The 22873-nt window shown below is 60.2% G+C and carries 23 protein-coding genes; 12 read left to right on the plus strand and 11 right to left on the minus strand.

The window, feature by feature from the left end:
- Positions 1-8 precede the first annotated feature (8 nt).
- A complete protein-coding gene (locus HS122_09765) occupies positions 9-479 on the minus strand; it encodes an HIT domain-containing protein (protein ID MBE7538685.1) in 471 nt (156 codons plus the stop codon).
- 213 nt (positions 480-692) lie between these two features.
- On the opposite strand from HS122_09765, the gene fabF reads away from it, so the two are divergent.
- Positions 693-2033, plus strand: a complete 1341-nt coding sequence (gene fabF, locus HS122_09770; GenBank protein MBE7538686.1) for a beta-ketoacyl-ACP synthase II — start codon at positions 693-695, stop codon at positions 2031-2033.
- Between the two features lie 61 nt (positions 2034-2094).
- Positions 2095-3549, plus strand: a complete 1455-nt coding sequence (locus HS122_09775; GenBank protein MBE7538687.1) for a sulfatase — start codon at positions 2095-2097, stop codon at positions 3547-3549.
- 33 nt (positions 3550-3582) lie between these two features.
- Here HS122_09775 and HS122_09780 read toward each other — a convergent pair whose 3' ends face one another.
- Entirely contained in the window at positions 3583-4338 is a 756-nt protein-coding gene (locus HS122_09780) for a M14 family metallocarboxypeptidase (protein MBE7538688.1), read from the minus strand.
- Between the two features lie 51 nt (positions 4339-4389).
- Here HS122_09780 and HS122_09785 point away from each other — a divergent pair, with 51 nt between their 5' ends.
- Complete coding sequence (locus HS122_09785) at positions 4390-5706, plus strand: glutamate--tRNA ligase (GenBank protein MBE7538689.1); 1317 nt, start codon at positions 4390-4392, stop codon at positions 5704-5706.
- Positions 5707-5740: 34 nt separating this feature from the next.
- Here the strand turns inward: HS122_09785 and HS122_09790 are convergent, their stop codons facing one another.
- From HS122_09790 to HS122_09805, 4 genes are all read right to left on the minus strand, one after another.
- On the minus strand, positions 5741-6091 hold the full coding sequence (locus tag HS122_09790) for an aspartate 1-decarboxylase (protein ID MBE7538690.1): 351 nt from the start codon (positions 6089-6091) through the stop codon (positions 5741-5743).
- Between the two features lie 7 nt (positions 6092-6098).
- Positions 6099-6881 (minus strand): type III pantothenate kinase, encoded by a 783-nt coding sequence (locus HS122_09795; protein ID MBE7538691.1) that lies wholly within the window; start codon positions 6879-6881, stop codon positions 6099-6101.
- Complete coding sequence (locus tag HS122_09800) at positions 6865-7119, minus strand: hypothetical protein (GenBank protein MBE7538692.1); 255 nt, start codon at positions 7117-7119, stop codon at positions 6865-6867. The genes HS122_09795 and HS122_09800 overlap by 17 nt, the downstream gene beginning before the upstream one ends.
- 340 nt (positions 7120-7459) lie before the next feature.
- The gene (locus HS122_09805) at positions 7460-7603 is read right to left on the minus strand and encodes a hypothetical protein (protein MBE7538693.1); all 144 of its coding nucleotides are present in this window, start codon (positions 7601-7603) and stop codon (positions 7460-7462) included.
- A gap of 196 nt (positions 7604-7799) precedes the next feature.
- On the opposite strand from HS122_09805, the gene HS122_09810 reads away from it, so the two are divergent.
- Both HS122_09810 and HS122_09815 read left to right on the plus strand, forming a co-directional pair.
- Positions 7800-8015, plus strand: a complete 216-nt coding sequence (locus HS122_09810; GenBank protein MBE7538694.1) for a DUF433 domain-containing protein — start codon at positions 7800-7802, stop codon at positions 8013-8015.
- Complete coding sequence (locus HS122_09815; protein ID MBE7538695.1) at positions 8012-8179, plus strand: hypothetical protein; 168 nt, start codon at positions 8012-8014, stop codon at positions 8177-8179. The genes HS122_09810 and HS122_09815 overlap by 4 nt, the downstream gene beginning before the upstream one ends.
- A 547-nt stretch (positions 8180-8726) precedes the next feature.
- Here HS122_09815 and HS122_09820 read toward each other — a convergent pair.
- A complete protein-coding gene (locus HS122_09820; GenBank protein ID MBE7538696.1) occupies positions 8727-9215 on the minus strand; it encodes a hypothetical protein in 489 nt (162 codons plus the stop codon).
- 111 nt (positions 9216-9326) lie between these two features.
- On the opposite strand from HS122_09820, the gene argH reads away from it, so the two are divergent.
- The 5 genes from argH to HS122_09845 all read left to right on the plus strand — a co-directional run bounded on the left by argH (position 9327) and on the right by HS122_09845 (position 16961).
- On the plus strand, positions 9327-10730 hold the full coding sequence (gene argH / locus HS122_09825) for an argininosuccinate lyase (protein MBE7538697.1): 1404 nt from the start codon (positions 9327-9329) through the stop codon (positions 10728-10730).
- Between the two features lie 23 nt (positions 10731-10753).
- Positions 10754-12598 (plus strand): DNA mismatch repair endonuclease MutL, encoded by a 1845-nt coding sequence (gene mutL, locus HS122_09830; GenBank protein ID MBE7538698.1) that lies wholly within the window; start codon positions 10754-10756, stop codon positions 12596-12598.
- A gap of 103 nt (positions 12599-12701) precedes the next feature.
- Complete coding sequence (locus HS122_09835; protein MBE7538699.1) at positions 12702-15221, plus strand: glycogen/starch/alpha-glucan phosphorylase; 2520 nt, start codon at positions 12702-12704, stop codon at positions 15219-15221.
- A complete protein-coding gene (dnaX, locus tag HS122_09840; protein ID MBE7538700.1) occupies positions 15178-16470 on the plus strand; it encodes a DNA polymerase III subunit gamma/tau in 1293 nt (430 codons plus the stop codon). The genes HS122_09835 and dnaX overlap by 44 nt, the downstream gene beginning before the upstream one ends.
- 62 nt (positions 16471-16532) lie before the next feature.
- Positions 16533-16961 (plus strand): hypothetical protein, encoded by a 429-nt coding sequence (locus tag HS122_09845; protein ID MBE7538701.1) that lies wholly within the window; start codon positions 16533-16535, stop codon positions 16959-16961.
- Between the two features lie 46 nt (positions 16962-17007).
- Here the strand turns inward: HS122_09845 and HS122_09850 are convergent, their stop codons facing one another.
- Genes HS122_09850 through HS122_09860 form a run of 3 tightly spaced genes read right to left on the minus strand, consistent with a single transcriptional unit; the run spans position 17008 to position 18670 of the window.
- Positions 17008-17361 (minus strand): gamma-glutamylcyclotransferase, encoded by a 354-nt coding sequence (locus tag HS122_09850; protein ID MBE7538702.1) that lies wholly within the window; start codon positions 17359-17361, stop codon positions 17008-17010.
- Entirely contained in the window at positions 17358-18224 is an 867-nt protein-coding gene (locus tag HS122_09855; GenBank protein ID MBE7538703.1) for a serine/threonine-protein phosphatase, read from the minus strand. Before HS122_09855 ends, HS122_09850 begins: the two co-directional genes overlap by 4 nt.
- Positions 18221-18670: a serine/threonine protein phosphatase gene (locus HS122_09860; protein MBE7538704.1), complete on the minus strand. Its 450-nt coding sequence runs from the start codon at positions 18668-18670 to the stop codon at positions 18221-18223. Before HS122_09860 ends, HS122_09855 begins: the two co-directional genes overlap by 4 nt.
- Before the next feature lie 218 nt (positions 18671-18888).
- On the opposite strand from HS122_09860, the gene HS122_09865 reads away from it, so the two are divergent.
- A complete protein-coding gene (locus tag HS122_09865) occupies positions 18889-19923 on the plus strand; it encodes a glutamine synthetase beta-grasp domain-containing protein (protein MBE7538705.1) in 1035 nt (344 codons plus the stop codon).
- A 186-nt stretch (positions 19924-20109) separates the two neighbouring features.
- Here HS122_09865 and HS122_09870 read toward each other — a convergent pair whose 3' ends face one another.
- Complete coding sequence (locus HS122_09870; GenBank protein MBE7538706.1) at positions 20110-20847, minus strand: GntR family transcriptional regulator; 738 nt, start codon at positions 20845-20847, stop codon at positions 20110-20112.
- Positions 20848-20962: 115 nt separating this feature from the next.
- Here HS122_09870 and HS122_09875 point away from each other — a divergent pair, with 115 nt between their 5' ends.
- Positions 20963-22864, plus strand: coding sequence for a heparinase II/III family protein (locus HS122_09875; protein ID MBE7538707.1), 1902 nt, complete (start codon positions 20963-20965; stop codon positions 22862-22864).
- Positions 22865-22873: the final 9 nt, after the last annotated feature.

The following is a 22873-nucleotide window of genomic DNA, read 5'->3' on the forward strand; positions in this document are numbered from 1 at the left end:
GATTGGGATCAGCGCACTGCGGAAAGCCTGGCGGCCGCGGACGAAAGTTTCTCCCAGGTGGCTTCGAGCGACTCTGGCAGCACCCGCGTCTGTCCGATGACGGGCATGAAATTGTTGTCGCCGGACCAGCGGGGCACGATGTGCCCGTGAAGATGGTCGATGCTTCCTCCGGCGGTTCGGCCGAGGTTGAAGCCGATGTTGAAACCGTCCGGCGACATCACGGCGGTCAGCACTTTCTTGCCGAATGTGGTCGTCGCGAAGAGGTCGGCGCTTTCCCCGGTGTTCAAGTCCTCAAGGTCGGAAACCTCGCGAAACGGAATGACGAGAAGATGCCCGGGGTTGTAGGGGAAACGGTTGAGCATCAGGTAGCACAATGCGGATCGATGAACGATCAGGGCCTTGCGGTCGTCGCCCATGCCCGGCAGCTGAGAAAACGGCTTGCCCTCGGTGGGAGGGCGCGGTGCCGAAATGTACTCCATTCGCCAGTAGGCGTGTAAGGAAGCGAAGGGAGAGTCCATGCGTGCGGGAAGGCAAGAGGAACGTCGCGCGGGTGTGAAGTCAAAGCCCCGTGCATGGTACTGATGACAACAGGCGGCATCTTGAGCCTGCAACTGTGGCTTGCACCCCCCGGGTGAACAGGCTTTCTCGCGGGTTGCGCGGTGTCCGCACGGCATCAATTCCATACCGAAAACATGAGTTCCTTCCCGCTTCCTCCCCCGCCGCTTCCGTTGCGTCGTCGCGTGGTGATCACCGGCCTTGGCGCGGTGACACCGCTCGGGCTGAATGCCGCGGACACCTGGAGCGGTCTGGTGGCCGGACGGTCCGGGATCGGGCCGATCACGCGATTTGATGCATCGGCGTGCAATGTCCGCATCGCGGGCGAGGTGAGGGGATTTGATCCGACAACGCCATTGGGGGCGCCGTTGTATCCACGCGGCAAGGACAGTGAACCCGTTCTCGCGCCGTTCACGCCCAAGGATCTCAAGAAGTTCGGACGCTTCACCTTTCTCGGCGGCGCCGCCGCGCTTGAGGCGTATGCCGATTCCGGCCTTGACGCCCATCGCACGGCGCTCGACTCCGATCGCATGGGTGTGAACCTTGGCGTGGGCATCGGCGGTCTGCCCGAGATCGAGGCCATGCACGATGTCTACAAGACGGGAGGCTATCGCCGGATATCGCCCTTTTTCATCATCCAGATCGCTCCGAACCTTCTGGCCGGCCAGGTGAGCCTGATGCTGAACTTCCGGGGTCCGAACATGGCGGTGGCCTCCGCTTGTGCAACGAGCGGCCATTCCCTGGGTGAGTCGGCGGCGGCGATTGCGAGAGGGGATGCCGATGTGATGATTGCCGGCGGCGCCGAATCCACGGTGACGCCGCTGGCGATCGGAGCGTTTGCGCAGATGCGGGCGCTGTCCTCCCGCAATGACCATCCGGAGGCGGCCTCACGCCCCTACGATGTCGGTCGCGACGGCTTTGTTCTTTCCGAGGGATCCATCGTGTTTCTTCTGGAGGAGCGCGAGCAGGCGCTGAAGCGGGGCGCCAGGATCTATGCCGAGGTGCGAGGATACGGAGCGTCGGCGGATGCCTGGCATCTTTCATCGCTGGCCGAATCGGCCGAAGGTTCGCAGCGTTCGATGCGGAGGGCGCTGGTTACCTCCGGTCTGGAGGCGCGGGACATCGACTTCGTGTCAGCCCATGCGACCTCGACGCCGGGTGGCGACGGTGAGGAGGCGGCGGCCATAGCCGCTGTATTTGCCGACAACAGGCATGCGCTGCATGTCAGCGCCACCAAGTCCATGGTGGGCCATCTCCTTGGTGGAGCAGGCGCCATGGGCGCCTTTGCAGCCGTCCTCGCCATCCGCGACGGCGTGATACCGCCGACAATCAATCTGAAGGACCTGGATCCTGCGATTGCATCGCTCGGCCTGCAGATCGCCGCCAACGCCGCAGTACGGAAACCGGTGCGCGCAGCGCTCGCAAACAGCTTTGGTTTCGGGGGAACGAATGCGTCGCTGGTTGTCGCTGCACCGTAGCTGCGGTTCAGGTCAAAGCGCGGAATTGCCAATGTTCCGATTTGCGGCCTCTATGCAGGCCATGAAACGTCCTCCCCTGATTGTCCTGAGTGTGTTCCTGCTTGCGGTAGTCCTGGTGCAGACCGGGGCAGAGGCCGGTCCGTTGAATGTTCTATTCATCTCGGTTGATGACATGAACAACGATCTCGGGACCTACGGCCATCCGCTGGTGAAGTCCCCGAGCATCGACCGTCTGGCCAGGGAGGGCGTGCGCTTTGATCGCGCCTACTGCCAGTTTCCGCTTTGTTCACCAAGCCGGTCCTCGGTGATGACCGGGCTGCGGCCGGATGTGACGCGGGTGTTTGATCTCAGCTATCATTTCCGGCAGGGCCTGCCGGATGTCATCACGCTGCCGCAGTTGTTCATGAAGCACGGCTATTTTGCGGCGCGCGTCGGGAAGATCTACCACTACGGCAATCCCGGTCAGATTGGCACCAGCGGACTCGACGATCCGGCATCCTGGGACAAGGTCGTGAATCCGAGCGGGCGCGACAAGACACTTGAATCGAAGGTGATCAACTTCACGCCCAAGCGCGGACTGGGATCATCGCTTTCGATGTATGCGGATCCGGAGGGCAGGGATGAGGACTACACGGATGGAAAGGTGGCGACCGAGGCGATCCGGCTTCTGGAGGAGAACAAGGACCGGCCGTTCTTTCTGGCGGTGGGTTTCTACAAGCCGCACTGCCCTTATATTGTTCCGAAGAAATATTTCGATCTCTATCCGCTTTCGGAGATCAAGCTGCCTGTGGTTCCACCAGGGTATGAGCGGACCGTTCCTGAAGCTGCGCTTGATTCGAACAATCCCTGGCCGATGTTAGGAGCGACTCATCAACAGGCACTGGAGACGGTGCGTGCCTACTATGCCACACTCTCCTTCGTTGATGCGCAGGTTGGGCGCGTCATGGATGCACTTGATCGCCTGAATCTGCGCGAGAACACGCTCGTGGTGTTCTGGAGCGATCATGGCTACCTCATGGGTGAACACGGCCTGTTCATGAAACAGAGTCTGTTTGAAGGATCGGCTCGAGTCCCGATGATCATTGTGCCTCCGAAGCCCAGTCATCCAGGAGTTGCGAGTCCGCGCACTGTCGAACTGCTCGACATGTACCCGACGATCGCGGATCTCGCGGGAATTCCCGTGCCCGCCGCAGTCGAGGGGCGAAGCCTGCGTCCTTTGCTGGAGGATCCGAGCGCGAAGTGGAATCACCCGGCGTTCATCCAGACGCAGCGCGCGGGGTTTCCGGGCCACAGTGTGCGCACGGAGCGCTGGTGCTATGTGGAGTGGGACCGGGGGGCCAGGGGCAGGGAATTGTATGACTTGAAGGCGGATCCCGGAGAGATGACCAATCTCGCCGACAACCCGGCCCATGCGAAGACCATCGCGAGACTGCAGAAACTTCTGCATGAGGTGCACCCGCATCCCGTCGAGGGAGGAAAGGCTCCGGCGGCGAATGGAAAGGGAAAGAAGAAATAGCCCCACGTCATTCTGTCCCCGGCAATCCGAAGCCTATTGGCTCAGGAACCTGTCCAGGGCGGCGTCGACGGCGAGGACATGCATCCGCATCCTCTCGTCGAGTGGAAATGCCGACGGTGACTCAAGCGTGTAGGAAAGCGTGGTGTGGTGGAGGCTCAGATAGAAGGCCTCGGGCCAGCGTTCTCTCCTGGCAGGATCAGCATCGGGTCGGATGATGCCGCCGATGGACGGGCGTCCATCGATTTCGGGGGCCATGTCAATCGGGTGGGCGGCGGCGACCTGGTCGATGATTGTCCGGGCGAGCGATGGGCGCGCGTTGGGATTCAGCTCATAGAGGTAGTATCCCTTGGATTCCCAGTCCTCGTGCAGGCAGATCGAGAGGTCAAAGCTCGGCTGGTACTCGAGCCATTTCACATGGGCCGCAACTTCAGGGGTGACCCTGTGGCGATAGTCTCGATTCAAGTCGATTCCGGCGCGATTCTCGCGCTTCCCCTGCAGGAAGCCGGAGGGATTGAGCATGGGTACAAGAAACCACACCGCCCGTGAATCAAACCGGCCGCGCTCGAGCAGATTCAACAGTGCAAGCGGGGCTGCCGGCTCATCGCCGTGCACGCCGCTGGAAAGGTAGATGCGGGGCCGCGGACCCGTCGTCCGTTTTGTCATCGCGATCAACGGACATCCCTCGATGACGGCCATGGTCTGCGCCCGGAATCCCTGGCGTCCTCCCGCGTCGGCAAAGCGTTCGAGCAATTCCTTCGGTTCAAATGGTGCGGCTTTGACAGGATCCATCGACTGCTTCTTGCTCTTCCTTTCCCGTCATCTCAAGCGCAACTCTTCACCATGGCACCCGTCCGCGTTCGTTTCGCACCCAGTCCCACCGGTTTTTTTCACATCGGCAGCGCCAGGACCGCCCTGTTCAACTGGCTCTACGCGCGTCATGCGGGAGGAACCTTCGTGCTTCGGATAGAGGACACCGACAAGGAAAGGAACAGCGATGCGTTCCTGCAGGTGATCTATGACAGCCTGCGCTGGCTCGGATTGAACTGGGACGAGGGGCCGCTTGTGGGCGGCGATCATGGTCCCTACCGGCAGAGTGAACGCGCGCACATCTATCGCGCCTACCTCGACAGGCTGAAGGAAGCCGGGCGCACGTATGAGCGTGAGGGGGCTACATTCTTCCGGATCTCCGGAAAACCGCAGGTCATCGAGGACGCGATTCGGGGGCGGGTGGAACGAACCGAGGAGAAGGATTTTGTGATTTTCCGTTCTGATGGGAATCCCGTCTTTCACTTTGTGAACGTGGTCGATGACATTGCGATGAAGATCACCCACGTGATTCGCGGTGAGGATCATCTCTCGAACACCAGCAAGCACACCGAATTGTTCGCGGCGTTTGAGGCACCGCTTCCCATTTACGCGCACATTCCCCTGATCCTGAAGCAGCATGGCCCGGGCAAGATGTCTAAACGCGATCAAGGCGCATTGATCGAGGAGTACCAGCGCCGGGGTTTCCAGCCTGAGGCGCTGGTGAACTTCCTGTGCCTGCTTGGCTGGTCGCCGAAGGACGATCGGGAGAAGATGCCGATTGAGGAGATCATCCGGCTCTTCGACCTGCCCGCCGTTCATCAGGGTAATGCGCGCTTCGATGAGAAGAAGCTGGCGCACATGAACATGGCGTACCTGCATGCGATGTCTCCGGAGCGTTACTTTGAAGTCGCGTCGGAATACCTCGGCAGGATCGGATTTCTTGCGGTTCACAAGCCGGATGAAGCGTACCTGCGAGCGGTGCTCTCGCTTTGTCAGGTGAAAGTGCGCTCGCTCGAGGAACTGCCGGCGGCCATCGCCTATTTCCTCACGGAGGACTATCCCTTCGATGCTAAATCCAGGGAGAAGATCCTGGCGAAAGGGGACCCCAGGGTGCGTTTGCAGGAATTCAGGGAGGCATTGCCGGCTGCGGACTTTTCGTCCGATGCCTCGCTGGAAACCTGGCTGCAGGCCCTGGCTGCGGCCAAAGGTGCAACGACTTCCGACTACATTCATCCGGGGCGCCTGGCGTTTTCAGGAGGAAGCGCGGGTCCGACATTCTATGGGCTGCTGCGCGTCCTTGGACGGGAGCGCGCGGAGAGGCGCATCGACCGCTTTCTGGCGGCGTTTTGATTGGCATGATTCGGACAGGGGATGCCGGTGGCCGTCAGGGTCGTTTCCGCCTGTTTCTCTTGTCCAGCAGCACCACGACGGGTTTGTGCCGCCTCGCCTCGTCCGGCTCAAAGTCGGCATAGGCCGCGATGATCACCTCGTCTCCCGGCTGCACGAGCCGGGCCGCGGCACCGTTGATCATGATCTCGCCGCGCCTGCGCCCGCCGATGACGTACGTGGCGAAGCGCTGGCCGTTGGTCACGTTGTAGATTTCCACGCGCTCGTGGAGGAGAAAACCGGCGGCGCGGCGCAGTTCGGGCGCGATGGCGATCGAGCCCTCGTAGTTGATGTCCGCGGCGGTCACGGTTGCGCGGTGGAGCTTGGACTTCAGCAGTGTCAGACGCATGGCGGGTTCACCCGGCGGATTCGCGGTTGATGAACTCGGCGTGTTTGAGGCCGTACAGCACAAGTTCGGGCACGATCTCGTCGAACAGGCTCTCGGACTCGAACATCCTCGCAAAGCCGCCGGTGCCGATGACGTGCGGACGCGTGCCGTTGAACGCCTCGATCATGAGCACGGATATGAGGTTGTGGATCGCACCGACATGACCGTGATAAAGGCCCGCCTGGATGCTTTCGACCGTGCTGCGGCCGAGCGCAGCCTCCGGACGGGCGATTTCAACCGAGGGGAGGCGAGCAGTGCGGTTCGACAGCACCTCGGCCGAAATGCCGAGCCCGGGCAGGATCGCGCCGCCAAGGTAGTCACCGCGGCCCGAAACCACATCAAAGGTCGTGGCCGTGCCGCAGTCCACCACGAGGCAGTTTTCGCCGGGGCGTCGCAGCGTGGCCGCAATGGCGTTCGCGACCCTGTCGGCCCCGACTTCGGCGGGATTGCGGTACTTGATCTTCAATCCGGTTTTCACGCCGGCCTGGAGAAGGAAGGGCTCGCACTCAAAGTATTTCACGCAGGCCGCGCGCAGCGGATAGGCCACGGGCGGCACAACCGAGCAGATGGCGACGCGTTTCACGTCGACGGGGTCGATCCTGTTCTCACGCAGCACCGCGCGGAGAAATAGGCCGACCTCGTCGGATGAGCCGATGGGGTGGGTGGTTTTTCGAAACTGCACGCGCAGCGCGTCTCCGTCGAAGACACCGCCGTGGATCTGGGAATTGCCGACATCAAGGGTCAATAGCATGGTAAGGGAAGGTTGAAAGGTTGAGCCGGTGCGTCAGTTCCGGAGCCAGTGCATCGCGGGCCGCGTAGCGTGCGACGATCGATATGGCATGCCGGCGGATGTCGGCGGGAAACGCTCCGTCAGCGCGCTGTTGAGACCGATCGTTGGGCACAACGTGCTCCACGCCATCGCAGGCGGTGAGCATCACCAGGGGCTGCCGCTCCTGGCGGGCCCATTTGAATGCAGGGATGCTTTTCATTCCGCCCCGGCAGTTGTCCGTGAACGGAGAACCTGCTGGCGGCGGAGTCGGGTCAGAAGTGCTTGTCGCATGGCGATCAGGCCTGAAAGTTTCGGAAACGGTGATTTAACGGTGCGGTCCGGTCGCGCACGAGTTCGCGCCGGACGCTGACAAACATTGCAGCCCGGCCATCCCGCGCAACGAAAATTCGCCGTGCGCTTACGGGCCGCGGCGCTCCCACCCGGCGTGGCACAGGCGTCCCGCCCGTCTGAAAGTCCGCGCCCGACTCCGATGTGGCACGGGCGTCCCGCCCGCGAGTCCTGCACACCAGCGCCCCCCCCATGTCGCGAAATCACCCTGCTCATGCGTCCAGCGGACTCCGCACACCCAGCCCCAGTTTTTGCATCACAGGGGTGTAGATCCGCATGGTTTCCAGCCGCTCGTGCCCGAGCGGTTCCTGCACTGTGCGATGCGTCGCGATGGACGCTGTTGTCGAGGTGGACAAGAAGACCGCCTTCCATTCCGGAAAGTGAACGGGAGAGGAAGAATCCTTCCTCCCGCAAAGCCAAACCGACTCGAGCTTTTTGCCGCGGCTTCGTTCAACCAGCCGCCCGAGCCAACGGCCCCAAGCGGCCGTGGCTCATCTTGAACGTTGGGCAAGTCCAAGTTGCCATTTACGGCACTGGGATCATTTTGAGCACATGATCGAGTTGGATCATTCACCAGTATCTTCCTCGCCAGAAATTTTGGGCGGGACGCTAGTTTTCGCCCGTACGCGTGTTCCCGTGCAGTCGCTGATCGATTATCTTCAAGACGGATTTACCGTGAACCAGTTTTTGGAGTTTTTTCCGTCGGTTCGCAAAGCCGATACGGAGAGCTTCTTGCGAGGATTGATGGTCGGTTTGATGTGTTTGTGATCGCCGACAAGAACATGCGCTACCAGCAGAGCCTTTCGGGGCGTACTATCGCCATCGTCGAGCTGCCGACAAATCGTTGGCCAATCCTGCAATCGATCACCCAGAAGATAGTGGCGGCGGTCGATTCCGCACAGCCGGGCGGTTATGTTGTCGTTGAGGAGTGAAACGGCCCAACCTCCAGTGAAGCAGGCAGCGAGGAAGTGAGGCGGTGGCGGGAAAGAGGCTGATACGAGCCGTCCAAATCACCGTTGGACGAAGTCGTCGGGGGGTGAGGCATCGATCTACAGGGAGAAACCTGCCGCTGGGCACTGGGGAGCGGACGGTCGAAAAGGTCCGGGGAAATTTGCGCGAGCTCGGGTTAAGCATGTTCATCGCGGGAAATTTTCACTGACAGGCCGGGAAGCGGAGCGTTTGGGTTTTTATGGGAGTGAAGGAGATGGAATGCGTGAGCGGTTCCGCAGGCGATGCCAGAGTGGACGCGAGTCGCATATGGAATCATTTCCGAGTATAGGAAGACAGAGCGTTGGGTTGTAACCATAGTCCACTTCAAGGATCACCTGACGAACAATCCGCCAACCAGAGCCGCCAGAGCCGGCACCGCCAACGCGTCGTGGCTCATCTTGAACGATTGGCAAGAAGCATGAAGAGGTTCCATTTTGCGACCGCTTGGTTCCTGACGGTGGATTTTCCAGTCAATTCAGCAACAGCACACTAGCGTTGGAAACGATAGGTCGTGTTGAATATCAATTCGATCCTGGGGGTCACAAAGACGCGGACCTTGATCTTGCCGGCGAGGGAATCGGCTGGGACGGCCCGGCCTTCGATTCGCCGGGGTTCGCCCTTGGTGTTTTGTGCTCGACCTGAAAATGGGACGGTTTCGCCGGCCGCGAGGCGTGCAAAGGTGTTCTCGGGAAGATCGATCGTCAGGCTGCCTTTTTCGTTGTAGAAAAAGTAGGGGAAAACCTTGGTGACATAGGTTCCCTGAAGCGTCCTGCCATCGCAGGCGAGCGGCGGCATGCTGAGCGAGACGGATCCGATATAGATCGATGTGCGCGCCTTCTCCACGATCACCGTGCGCGGCAGAGTGACTGCGGCGGATGCGGAGTCTGTCGCGGACGGTTGCCCGGCCGATCGAGCATTGTCCGGCTGGATTAACAGGAGCAGGCAGGCTGATCCGAAGAGGGCGGTCCGACGAGGCATCGGGTGATGCTGGAGGGGTGGGCAGGCTTTCGCAAATGCCATCTCCACGCTGTTCCGCACGCGAGATTTCGCGTTGCGCATCGGGACCCTGCAATTTCTGCTGTCATCCTTATGGCCAAGCAATCTCAGGCGACATGGGGTGGGCGGTTTTCGGCAGCGCCGGCGGAGCTCATGCTCCGCTTCAGCGAAAGCGTGTCGTTTGACGCGCGCCTCGCTCCCTATGACATTGCCGGAAGCCGGGCGCATTCCGCAATGCTTGCCCATGTGGGCCTGATTTCTGAGGCGGAACGCAACGAAATCCATCGCGGTTTGGATGAAATTGAAAAGGAGATCGCCGACGGAAAGTTTACCTGGAGCATTCAACTCGAGGATGTTCACATGAACATCGAGCAGGCCCTGACCCGCCGGGCGCCCGCGGCCGCAAAGCTTCACACGGCGCGCAGCCGGAATGACCAGGTGGCCACCGACATGCGGCTTTGGTTCAAACATGCCTGCATGGTGCTCGTGGAGAAGCTGCGCGGCGCCCAGAGAGCGCTGCTGACGGTGGCCGAGCGGGACGGAGGCGTGCTCATTCCGGGCTACACCCACCTTCAGCGCGCGCAGCCTGTTCCTTTCGCGCACCATCTTCTGGCCTGGATGGAGATGCTCGACCGCGACGTGGAGAAGTTTGAATCCGTGCGCTCGCAGGCAAACTGGTGTCCCCTTGGATCAGGGGCCATCGCGGGCACCACGCTGCCCATTGACCGCGAGTACACCGCGAAAGCGCTCGGGTTTGTTGACGAAAAGGGGCGTCCCCGGGTGACGCGCAACTCGATGGACACAGTGGCGGATCGCGATGTTTTCATTGCGTTTGCCGGCGCCTGCGCGATGGCGGGCGTGCACTTCTCACGCATCGCCGAGGACCTGATCATTTGGTCGAGCATTGAATTCAAGTTCATTGAACTGCCTGACGCCTTTTGCACCGGCTCCTCGCTGATGCCCCAAAAGAAGAACCCCGACTCCTGCGAACTGCTTCGCGGAAAAGCTGCACGCCTGCAGGGGAATCTTCACACCCTGCTGACTCTGGCCAAGGGGCTTCCGCTTACCTACAACCGCGATCTTCAGGAGGACAAACCACCCGTGTTTGACAGCTTTGACCAGACGGCAATGTGCACGGATGTGCTGGCAGGCACCCTGGGCGGAATGCAGTTGGTCAGGATGCGCTGTGAGGAGGCGGTGAAGGACCCGCTCCTGCTCGCCACGGACCTTGCGGACTATCTCGTGATGCAGGGGGTGCCGTTTCGCGAGGCGCATCACGCGGTCGGCGCCGTCGTCAAACTGGCGGAGGAGAACAATGTCCGCCTCGATCAGCTTTCAACGGAGTCGGTGCAGGGCATTCATCCGAAATTTGGCAGGGACTGGGCGGATGTCTTTGACCTGAAGCGCGCGATGGCGATGCGCGGCGGTACTGGCATGCCAGGGCCGAGTCAGGTGAGGAAGCAGCTCCTCCGGTGGAAGAATTTGCTGGGCGGATAGCAGGGAGATCCTCCGTCGCCGACATGGCCAAGGTCCGCATTCTCCCAGATCGTGTTGCCAATCAGATCGCCGCCGGCGAGGTGATCGAGCGTCCCGCAGCGGTCGTAAAGGAGCTCGTCGAAAACGCCCTGGATGCCGGTGCCAGCAGGATTGAGGTGGAGTTCAGGGTGGGTGGGCGTGCAGTCATGGTCGTCGAGGACAACGGCGCGGGCATGGTTCGCGACGATGCCCTGCTCGCCCTTGAGCGGCATGCCACGAGCAAGATCAAGGAGGCGAATGATCTTGATCGTCTGGTCAGCTATGGTTTTCGGGGCGAGGCCCTGCCTTCAATCGCAAGCGTATCCCGGTTCACACTTCAAACCCGAGCTCAGGGCGAGGAAGCTGGCACGGAAATACTCGTCAACGGCGGAAGGATGCTTCATGTGCGGGATTGTGGACGACCAGTTGGGACGCGAATGGAGGTGTCGCAACTCTTCAACTCGGTGCCGGCGAGGAGGAAGTTCCTGAAGAGCGATCAGACAGAAGCAGCACACATCGTTCAATGCGTCAGACTGTATGCCCTGGCGCGACCCGACGTGGCGTTTGTGCTCGTGGAGGACGGACGCACCATATTCCGGTCGCCTGAATGCTCCCTGCTGGCCGAACGCGTGACCGAGATTTTTGGAAGGCAGATCGCGGAGTCGGTGGTTGGCATCGATGCGCGTGAAGGGGGACTGCATCTTCAGGGGCTGATCGGCAAGCCGGGCGTCGGCCGGGCGACGCGCCATGAAATGATCACGTTCGTCAATCAAAGGCCCGTGGACAGCAGGACATTGAACTATGCGTTGATTGAGAGCTATCAGGAGTTGATGCCCAAGGGCCGCTACCCGCTCGCCTTTGTTTTCCTTGATCTCGATCCGGCCTCTGTCGATGTGAATGTGCATCCCGCAAAGCGCGAGGTTCGGTTTCGAGGTGAGTCGGCGGTTCGCAGCTTCGTGATTCGCAGCGTGCTGCAGCGCCTGAGGGAACTCGGTTCGCAGCAACCGCCGCTGGCGGCGCCAGCCACATTGAGCAATCCTCCGATGCCGCCGCCACCAGTTTCGATTCATGGAGTGAATCCCGCTGCGGCGGCGGCTGCACCGATCGATCGAAATGAATCCAGTGCAATCCCGCGCATGCCGATGATGTCCACCTCTGGACGAGCCGCGAATCCAGCTCAGCCCGCTGCCGGTCGGGCGCCGGCGGGACCGGTGTCGCAATCCACGAATCAGGCCGGGACGGTGCCTGTCGAGACCTCCGGCCAGCGACCGACGGCACCGGCCTGGAGATATGTTGGATTGGCGCATGGAGCGTATGCCTTGTTTGAAACATCCGCGGGACTGGTGCTGCTCGATCGACGGGCGTCGAATGAACGCATCTGGTTCGAGCGATTGCAGGCGCAGTTCCGTGCGCAGCATGTGCCGAGTCAGCGCCTGCTGCTGGCTGTGCCAATTGAGCTCGATGCGGTTTCCTCGGCATTGCTGCTCGATCGGCTGGAGTTCCTCAACCAGCATGGTTTTGAGATCGTGGAGTTTGGCAGAAATTTTTTCAGGATGGAGGCGCTGCCGGGTTGGATGGAGCCCGGAGACGCGGAGTCCTTCCTTCGAGACCTCCTGGGGTTGATGCGCGAGGGGAGGCTGCAGGAAGCGGATGTCAATCTCGCGAGGGATGAACTGGCGCGACTCGCGGCATCGAAGGCGATTCGTCTGCCCGCTGTGCAATCGGAGGCGGAAATCGCCTCGCTTGTTGCGCAGTTGTTTGCGACACGCGCGCCATTGACCAGTCCCGCGGGAAAGCCGACCTACATCGAGCTGAACCACGGCGAACTTGCCCGGCGCTTTCAGAAGTAGGCGAATTTCAGTCCCGGAGTGCAGCAAGCTGGCAGCTTGTACTTCCTGTTGGGCTTGCCAGTGTGCCCGGGGCCATTTCCTGTTTCCGATTCGAATCCAAATCATGCCTGCAGTCACACGATCCTCCGTTGCACCGAACGCCAAATCCAAGAAGAAGAGTCCGGATCAGCCAACTGATGAGGAAATGACGAAGGTGCATTTCAAGCAGTCGATCCTGAGGCATCTGACGTCGACGCTGGCGCGTGATCGCGTGACAGCCGGACCGCGAGACTGGTGGATTGCCACGGCAATGGCCACCCGGGAAACCATCCTGGCCCGGCTGATCGCGACGCAGCGGGTGCACAATGAACAGAATGTTCGGCGTCTCTATTACTTCTCGCTTGAGTACCTCATGGGGCGCCTTCTGGAGAACAATCTCTACAACACCGGTCTCATGGCCGCGGCAAGGGAGGCGCTGAAGGAACTGGGCGTTGATTTCGAGACGGTTCGAGAGGCCGAGGTTGACATGGGTTTGGGCAATGGCGGCCTGGGCCGTCTGGCGGCCTGTTTTCTGGACTCGCTGGCCACGCTCGATCTCCCTGCGATCGGATACGGGATCCACTATGAATTCGGACTCTTCAAGCAGGAGTTCGTCAATGGCCACCAGGTGGAGCACCCGGATGGCTGGATGCTCTTCGGCACGCCATGGGAAATCATTCGTCCGGAATACACAACGGAGGTCCAGGTTTACGGCGAGGTGGAGAATGTCTTCAACGATCATGGAGACTACCGGCCACGGTGGGTGAAGACCCGCACCATCCTGGGCGTGCCTTATGACATACCCATCGCGGGCTATTGCACAATGACCGTCAATTTCCTGCGACTGTGGGCTTCGAAGTCCACCGAGGAGTTCGACCTGGCGGCGTTCAACTCCGGCGGATACGTTGAGGCGGTCCGGGAGAAGGCGATGGGTGAAACCATCTCGAAGGTTCTATATCCAAACGACAAGACCGAGAATGGAAAGGAACTCCGCCTGGTTCAGCAGTATTTCTTCGTCGCGTGCTCGCTTCGGGACATAATCAGGCGCCACGTGCGCGCCCCCGGGAACACCTGGAGGAACTTTCCGGAAAAAGTCGCGATTCAGCTGAATGACACCCATCCGGCCGTCGCCGTGGCCGAGTTGATGCGGTTGCTGCTGGATGAGCATGACTTCGAATGGGAGGCCGCCTGGAAGATCGTGACGGCAACATTTGGATACACCAATCACACGCTGCTCCCCGAGGCGCTCGAGAAGTGGGGCGTTCCGCTGTTTGCGCGCGTGCTGCCCCGGCATCTTCAGATCATCTACGAGATCAACGGTCGACTGATGCGGCAGGTGGAGGCCAAATGGCCTGGCGACGATGAAAAGAAGCGTGATTGTTCGTTGATAGAGGAGGGTGGAGCAAAGCAGATACGCATGGCCAACCTTGCCGTTGTCGGTTCGCATGCCGTCAACGGCGTCGCGGCGCTGCACACCCGGCTGCTCAAGAAGGATCTGTTCCCTTTCTTTGACGCGCTCTATCCTGGAAAATTCCAGAATAAGACAAACGGAATAACGCCGCGCCGCTGGCTCCTGGACTGCAATCCACGGCTGTCCTCGCTGATCTCAGGCAGGCTCAAGTCGACGGATTGGGTCAGGGACCTCAACGACCTGAGGAAGCTTGAAGCCTTTGCCGACGATGCGAAGTTTCAGCGTGAGTTCCTTTCCATCAAGCGCGAGAACAAGACGGAGCTGGCGGCAATAATCAAAGCCGAGTGTGGCATCGATGTGTCGCCTGACGCGCTGTTCGACGTTCAAATCAAGCGCCTGCACGAGTACAAGCGCCAGCACCTCAACCTGCTGCACATACTTGCCCTCTATCGCAGGCTCCTGCGCGACCCTTCACTGGCAATCGTTCCCCGGGTCTTCATCTTTGCGGCCAAGGCCGCACCGGGATACGATCTGGCCAAGAACATCATCCGCGCGATCAACGTGGTTGGAGCGCGGATCAACAGCGACGAGCGGATTGGCGGCAGGCTGAAGGTGGCATTCCTTCCAAACTACCGTGTGTCGCTGGCCGAGCGCATCATACCGGCGGCCGACTTGTCGGAGCAGATTTCCACTGCGGGAAAAGAGGCCTCGGGAACCGGAAACATGAAGCTGGCCCTGAACGGCGCCTTGACCATCGGCACGCTGGATGGGGCCAATGTTGAGATCCGGGAAGAGGTGGGTGACGAGAACATCTTCATTTTTGGCCTCACCGTGGAGGAGGTGGCCGAACTCCACGCCAGGGGCTACAACCCGCGGAGCATCTATGAAAATGATGAGGAGCTTCGCGCGGTCGTGGACTGGCTGGGTTCCAACTATTTCACGCCTGATGAGCAAAGCGCATTTGGAGCGGTGCATCACAGTCTGCTTGACGGAGGAGACCCTTACCTGGTGCTCGCCGACTTTCGGGCCTACTCGAATGCCCATGCAAGGGTCGACGCCGCCTATCGCGATCCCGTGAAATGGGCGCGGATGGCAATCCTCAACACCGCCCGTGTGGGGAAGTTTTCGAGTGATCGTACGATCCTCGAATATGCCAAGGACATCTGGAGTCTGCCGCCGGCGCGGGTTCCCTGAGGCGGACTGGCGCATTGGCAGCGACCCAGGGAGACGCAATGCAGGCCGGCGTACGTTTTCAGTTGCGCGCTCCGGAGGCGTGCTTGGAGTAGCGGTTGTGTCCTCCGGTTATCAGGTTATCGCGCGCAAGTGGCGTCCCCAGACATTCGACGATGTGGTGGGGCAGGATCATGTCGTGCGCACGCTGCGCAATGCAATCGATCGGGGAAGGATCGCGCATGCCTACCTCCTGGTCGGGCCGCGCGGCACGGGCAAGACGTCGACCGCCCGCATTTTTGCGAAGGCGCTCAACTGCACCGGCGGGCCCCGGGCGGATTTCGACCCCGCCGATCCCGCGGTCAAATCGATCGCAGACGGCACATCGATGGATGTGATTGAAATCGACGGTGCGTCCAACAACTCGGTCGATCAGATTCGCGATCTGCGCGACGATGTCCGCTACGCCCCGGCGCAGGGCCGGTTCAAGATCTACATCATCGACGAGGTTCACATGCTTTCGAACCAGGCGTTCAACGCCCTGTTGAAGACGCTCGAGGAGCCGCCGCCGCATGTGAAGTTCATCTTTGCGACCACCGATGTGCAGAAGGTGCTGCCAACCATCCTGTCACGATGCCAGCGATTCGATCTCAAGCCGATTCCCAGCGAACTTATCGTCGGCCGGCTCAGGAAGATTGCGGTTGATGAGAAGGTGAAGGTTTCGGATGCCGCATTGTCGAGCATTGCGCGCATGGCGGACGGCGGCATGCGCGACGCCCAGTCGATCTTCGACCAGATGATATCCTTCTGCGGGGATGAGATCTCCGAGAGCGATGTGCTCGACGTGTACGGTCTGGTGTCGGCAAAGCAGGTTGCGGAGCTTGCCGGGGCTCTTGCCGCGGGTGATCACGGCCGAATCATCGGGATCGTCGATGCCTGTGATCAGAACGGGCGCGATCTCGTGCGACTGCTGAACGACCTTCAGTCGCTGGTCCGCGAGGCCCTTCTGGACGCGATTGCCAGGGGAGGGGCGACGGAGACGCTCGGTGTCAGCCTGACGACCGAACAGGTCACGCGCCTGCTCGATGCGCTCCGCGAGGGCGAAAGCAGCGTCAAACTGGGGCTGGCTGAGCGCATCAATTTCGAGATAGCGCTCCTGAAGGCGGTGGAGGCAAGCCGTGCACGGGCGATCGACAGCCTTATCCGGGAGTTGAGTGCACTCACAGACGAAGTGCCTGACGACCAGGAGAGCGGCTCAAAAAAAAAGCCCTGACACCGCTGGATAGGATTGCCGAACGGCTGCCCGCCTTGCCGGTCGATCCGCCTTTGCCCAGGATGCCTGCGCGGTCACCGCAGGAGGCCCGGGAAGTGGCCGCGGGGGGTGAATCGAGAAATTCAGAAACGATACCGTCAGGCAATGTGCCCGCAGATGCGGGAGTAGGTGGCGGAGACGTGATGGCATCGCAGGATTCAGATCAGACGGGTGGAGGCGAGGATGGACCGCCACTTGAAGTGATCATGGGTGCCGAGGATGAAGTGTCGGGTGAAATGGATCTGCGTTTTCCGTCCGATGGGCGAAGTGCGGGAGAGGAGAACACGGCTGGCGAAAAGCCGCTGCCCGGCATGGATGATCTTGTCTCCCGCATCCCCGCAGAAGTTCGAGATGCGCTCGATGCACTGTTTCGCGGTCGGTTTGTCAGGGTCACGCGCGTACCGCCATCCGTGCTGACGAAAGGCTCCGCACATGGACCCAAAGCCTTGTGATGACCGATCAAATTGCAGGGAGAGCGGCGCTTCAATCTGATCGGGTCTACTCGGCCCAATCCCCATCGAGGAGCGCCTTCCCCTCAATTCCACCGAGGAAAAGATACATGTATGCTGCCGGGTGGGGATGCTCCAGTTGCACCAACTCCCGATTGTAGAGCCCTTCAGAAACACCCTCAAAGTCGTCGAGAGCGCGAAGGCACGAGTCGTCGACAAGAAAGACTTCTCCGCCTATCGATGATGGTCGATCCGGAGCTCGAACGACGCCGGGAAACCGCCCCAGGTGAAACATCTGAAAGCCCGCTGCCGTCCTGGCTTCGCCGAGAAACTTCTGATTCGCCAGCAGACGATGAGAACGGCAGCCACGCTTCAACGTTCCGTAGACGAAAAGCCGGGTCATAGGGGAGGCCCGGCTGGCGGACAAATCTGAACAACCAACGCCGTCGCGTTGTCTCGTCCCGACTTTTCAACTGCCTCCTCGACGATGCGTTGCGCGACTGATTTGGCCGGGGGGGCCGGCGAATCGCGAATCAACTCCTCCAGGTTGCGATCCCAAAGCCCGTCCGTGACGCCATCGGTGCAAAGCAGAAATTGATCACCAATTCCGAATGGGGTGAAGCCGAGCTGGGGGTCCAGGCTTCGGACGCCGGCGCCCATGGCTTGATGCAGGGAATGCCGCATCGGGTGGGAGCGCGCCTCGCGTTCGTTGATCTTTCCTTTGCGCCTAAGCCAGCCCACATGGTTGTGATCGTCCGTGATCTGACGGTATCCGCCCGCTGCCGGATAGTGGTAGATTCGACTGTCTCCCACATGGGCAAAATGGATCCGGTCGCTCGTGACCCAGCAAAGACTCAGGGTGGCCCCCATTCCGGCGCATTCCTCATAACTGCGGCCGAGGAATGTCAGGTCCTTGTGTATCGACATGAAGAGTTTGCCAAGCACCTCCATGCGAATCTCCGGTTGTATCAATCTTGACCGGTGCACGGTGGGGGGAAGCAACTGGGTGATTCTGTCAACCGCTAGCTTGCTCGCGATTTCGCCAGCCTTGGCGCCTCCCATGCCGTCGCTCACGGCAAAAACAAAATCGTTGGCCGACAAGGATGCCTCCCCCGTCTTTCCAAGATAGCGAACTTCCTTCGCATCAATGGCGAGGGCCAGGAAGGCGTCTTCATTGTTCTCGCGCACGCGTCCGCGGTCGGTGATGCCGGACCACCGGACAACCGGGGTGGGAGGAATCGTTGTATCGATTGGGGGCGAATTCATTGTGGCGGCAGGGAGCCACTAGTCGAGTCATCCACGGTGGGCGAGGGCGAGACCGATATGGGGTTCCCTTGACTGTCCAGCAGGACTGCAAACTCAAAATCAATGATGCAAAACCGTCCATCCGACGTCCGGTAGGTGACATTCCGCATGAACTGGTCCTCGTGTCTAACGCCATAACTCTCGAGTTCAGCGAAGAGTTCCGCCATTCGGACGGGATCAAGGTGTTCCACGATTCGACCGCAATTGGTTGTAACTATCTTCAGAAGCTCCGGGTCTGAATCCAGCAGGCGCGGAACGAAGTTGCATCCGCGTTCCTCCAGATGCCTGAGCACCTTGACCTCCGTTTCGAACCTTTCCCTGGCCAAGGGCCCCCGAAAGGTTTTGTGCACCCGGCCATCGTAGCCGATCCTCACAATGGCTCGCTGGGTGTCTTTGACTTCATGCATTTGCGGATTCGAGAGTCGCGAACCACGTCAGTCGAAGCAAGGGGGGAAATGGACTGTGAGAGATCAAGAATGAGCAATTTGCCAAATACTTAACCCAAAAGTTGCCTCACGCAATCCTTGGCATGCAAGGTGCTTGGCTGCTTAACACTGGCGTTCCCGCCATCAATTGCTCTTCAAAGAGCGCATCCATTCACACAATTTCCTGAAACCGATCCATTATGGCGAAAATCAAATTGGAATACATCTGGCTCGACGGTTACACCCCGCTGGCCGGTTTGCGAAGCAAGACGAAGATCATCGACGGCAATGTCTCGTCTCTAAAGCTCGAGGATCTGCCCGTTTGGGGGTTTGACGGGAGCTCGACCCAGCAGGCCGAGGGCAAAAGTTCGGATTGCCAGCTGAAACCAGTGGCCATCTTTCCGGATGTCACGAGGAAAAATGCCTTTCTGGTGATGACCGAGGTGCTGCTTCCGAATGGAGAGCCGCATCCGAGCAACTCCCGCGCAACAATTCCGGATGATCCTGACACTTGGTTCGGTTTCGAACAGGAGTACTTTTTCTTCCAAAACGGGCGGCCGCTGGGTTTCCCCTCGGAAGGCTATCCGGCTCCTCAGGGAACCTACTACACGGGTGTGGGATACCGCAATGTTGGCAGCCTGGCACGCAAACTCGTTGAAGAGCACATTGATCTCTGTGTCGCAGCCGGCATCAATATCGAAGGCATCAATGCGGAGGTCGCCAAGGGTCAGTGGGAGTTCCAGATTTTTGGCAAGGGTTCGAAGAACGCGGCGGACCAGGTCTGGGTGGCCCGTTACATCCTGAGCCGTTTGTGTGAATGTCACGGCATCGACATTGAATGGAGCTGCAAACCGATCCGCGGTGAATGGGGGCGCATGCTCGACTGGAACGGATCGGGCATGCACTGCAATTTTTCAACGAAGTATATGCGCGAGATCGGCGGCAAGGCGTACTTCGAGAAACTCATGGCCGCGTTCGACAAGCACCGCGACGAGCACATCGCGGTTTATGGCCCCGACAACCACCTGCGCCTCACGGGACTGCATGAGACACAGTCGATCGACAAGTTCTCGTACGGACTGGCCGATCGGGGAGCTTCCATCCGTATTCCGCACAGTTTTGTAAACAATGGCTATCGGGGCTATCTGGAGGACCGCCGACCCAACTCCGCCGCCGATCCGTATCTTGTCGCCGGAAGGATCATTCGGACGATCCTGACAGTCCCCACGAGCTGAGTCCGTTTTTTTTTCGACTTCAGCGAGATCTGACTTCAGTCCCGGCGAAGGCAGGGACTGACACTGCAGACCGAGGGCAGACGCCCTCGGTTTTGTGTTGTTGGGATTCTTCGCCGCATGCGGCGATGCCCCGGGGGCCGGATTGCCGCGGCTCCTGGTCCTGGCAGGCAAAACCCAAGTGGGAAATCAACCGCTGTAGGAAAGCTCCTGCTCGCTCAGCTCCTGTGGCGAAATTGCGTCAGAATCCGCAATCAGCCGTATGGATTTCTCAACAATGTCCTCGATATGCCGCTCCATGGCATCGCGTGCGGCGCGCGCATCGCGCCGTGCGATGGCGTCATGGATTTCCTCGTGGCTCGCCAGCACCTTCCTGCGGTTTGAATCGGAGATTTCCTTTCCGGCCTGCTTTGGCATGCTCGGGCCGATCATGACGCGGTTGATCATGTTCAGTCTCAATATTTCAGCCTTCATCAGCGCATTGTGAGCAGCTGCCATGATGGCAATGTGAAAACGCACATCCTCGCGGAGCAGGTCACCGATGAATGGGGCCTCGTCGCTTGAAGAGAGGATGCTTGATGTAAGATTCCGCATCGCATCCAGCGCATATTGAATTTCCCGGAGATCAGATTGGCTGTGATTTACCGCGGCGAGTGCGGCCGCGTGCCCTTCCAGCGCAAGGCGCAACTCGCACAACTCCCGGAATTCCTTGCGGCCCATCTTGGTCACGTTGGCACCCAAGTGTGGCCGGATGACAACGAGACCATCGGCTTCCAACTGTCGAAGCGCATCGCGAACCGGAGTCCGGCTGACGCCAATCTCAGATGACAAATCCTTGGTCATCAACGGGCTGCCCGGAGGATATTCGCCGCTGAGTATCCGCTTCCGAATATGGTCGTATGCGAGGTCGGAGTTTACGCTCTTCACGCTTGCGATGATATGCCCGTGTATACCTTGCTTTCAACAAGATTTTCTGGTCGTGGCGCATCTGTTCTCAAAAGCCGTAGAAGCCCGCGGTTTGAGATTTGTCACGCATTGCAGCGTGCACGAAGATTTCAATGCTGCCCTGGTTGCGATGCGTATTCTCTCGATCGTTCTCTTGTTTGCTTCCCAGGCATTCGCCGCCACGGGGAGCGCGCCGGATTCTCTTGCCGGGCTTCGGTCCGGCCATCCCCGGCTGCTGTTCACAAATGAGCAGTTGAACGCCGCCGTCGCCGCCGCACGGATCGATCCTCTGCGTGCGAAGCTTCATGAGCGCATTCTCGCGCTTGCTGAAGATCAGATTGGCACACAGCCGGTCAGGCATGAGCTCATCGGTCCCCGGCTTCTGGACAAGTCTCGCACGGCGCTGGGGCGAATCCTCACGTGCGCGATGGCCTTTCGACTCAGCGGCGACATGCGCTATGCGCTTCGAGCGAAGAAGGAGTTGTTCGCCACGGCAGGCTTCCCCGATTGGAATCCGTCTCATTTTCTTGATGTGGCGGAAATGAGTCTGGCCTTCGCCATTGGCTACGACTGGCTTTATGAGCAGTTGCAGCCCGCGGAGCGTGAGCGGCTGAAGGCCGCGTTGATGAAACACAGCCTGTCGTTTGCGTCCGCCGCCTATGCAGGATTGAAGCCGACCGACAAGCGGCTCCGGTTCGTTACAGCGGTCAACAACTGGAATCAGGTCTGCAACGCCGGTCTCCTGGCTGCGGCATTGGCGATTGCCGATGAAGAGCCGGAGGTCGCACGACTCGTTGTGAATGGTGCGCTGCGTTCGCTTCCTGTCGCGATGAAGGCTTCCTACTGGCCCGACGGAGCCTATCCGGAAGGTCCCGCCTATTGGGATTACGGGACCGGCTACAATGTTGTCGCGATCGCAGTGCTCGAAAGCGCACTCGGGACGGACTTCGGGCTGAGTCGATCGCCAGGACTGGATCGAACCGCGCTTTATCGGCTCAATGTCGAGGGTCCGAGCGGGTACGCATTCAATTACGCCGACGGTCGTCCGGCGATCGGTGCCCAGCCTGAATTCACATGGCTGGGCCGGCGGTTCAACCTGCCCTCAGTCTTGCAGCATTGTCGCGATGCGCTGGAATCCGAGCTATCGAAGCCGACATCGATGAATCGCATGATGGCTATGCACGCGGTGTGGTTTCCGGCGCCCGTGGGCGCGCCTGTTCCGGAGCCGGCGCTTGACAGGTACTTTCGGGGCCCGGCCGAACTCGTGATGCTTCGCAGCGCCTGGAATGATCCGCGCGCCCTGTTTGTCGGATTCAAGGCGGGTCGGAATGATGTCAGCCACGCACATCTTGATCTGGGGTCATTCATCCTCGACGCCGATGGTGTGCGCTGGGCGCACGATCTCGGACCGGACAACTACAATCTGCCCGGATACTTCGGGGCTGAGCGATGGAGCTACTATCGGTTGAACAACCGCAGTCACAACACCCTTACGCCGGGAAATCATCTTCAGTCCGCCGTGGCTGTCGCGCCGGTAGTCGCCTTCAGTTCGCAGGTCACGAAAAGCTTCGCGATAACCGACCTCACTGGAGTCTACGCGGGAGTGGCGCAAAGCATCCGGCGGGGAGTGGCGCTTCTGGATCGCGCGCGGGTGCTCGTTCAGGATGAATTGAGCGCCGTGAAATTGGGAACGGTGCTCAAGTCGCGGGTCGTGACGGGAGCGCGGGTGACGCTTGAGGACGCGCGACATGCGACCTTGCGGCAGATGGATCGCATGCTTCGCGCGGAGATTCTCGCGCCCGAGGACGGTCGATTCCGCGTGGCGCCGGCCCGCCCGGACACTTCGAGGGAGAATGCCAACAAGGGATTGACCGCGCTGACGGCGGAGGCCACCGCCAATTCGCCCGACATGCGGATCGTGATCCTGCTCACACCCGTCGGGGAGCGCTGGCATAACTTCCCCGGACAGCCGGCCGTCACTCCTCTGGCCGATTGGTGAATGGAAAAC

It is taken from the genome of Opitutaceae bacterium (assembly GCA_015075305.1).
GTDB lineage: Bacteria > Verrucomicrobiota > Verrucomicrobiia > Opitutales > Opitutaceae > UBA6669.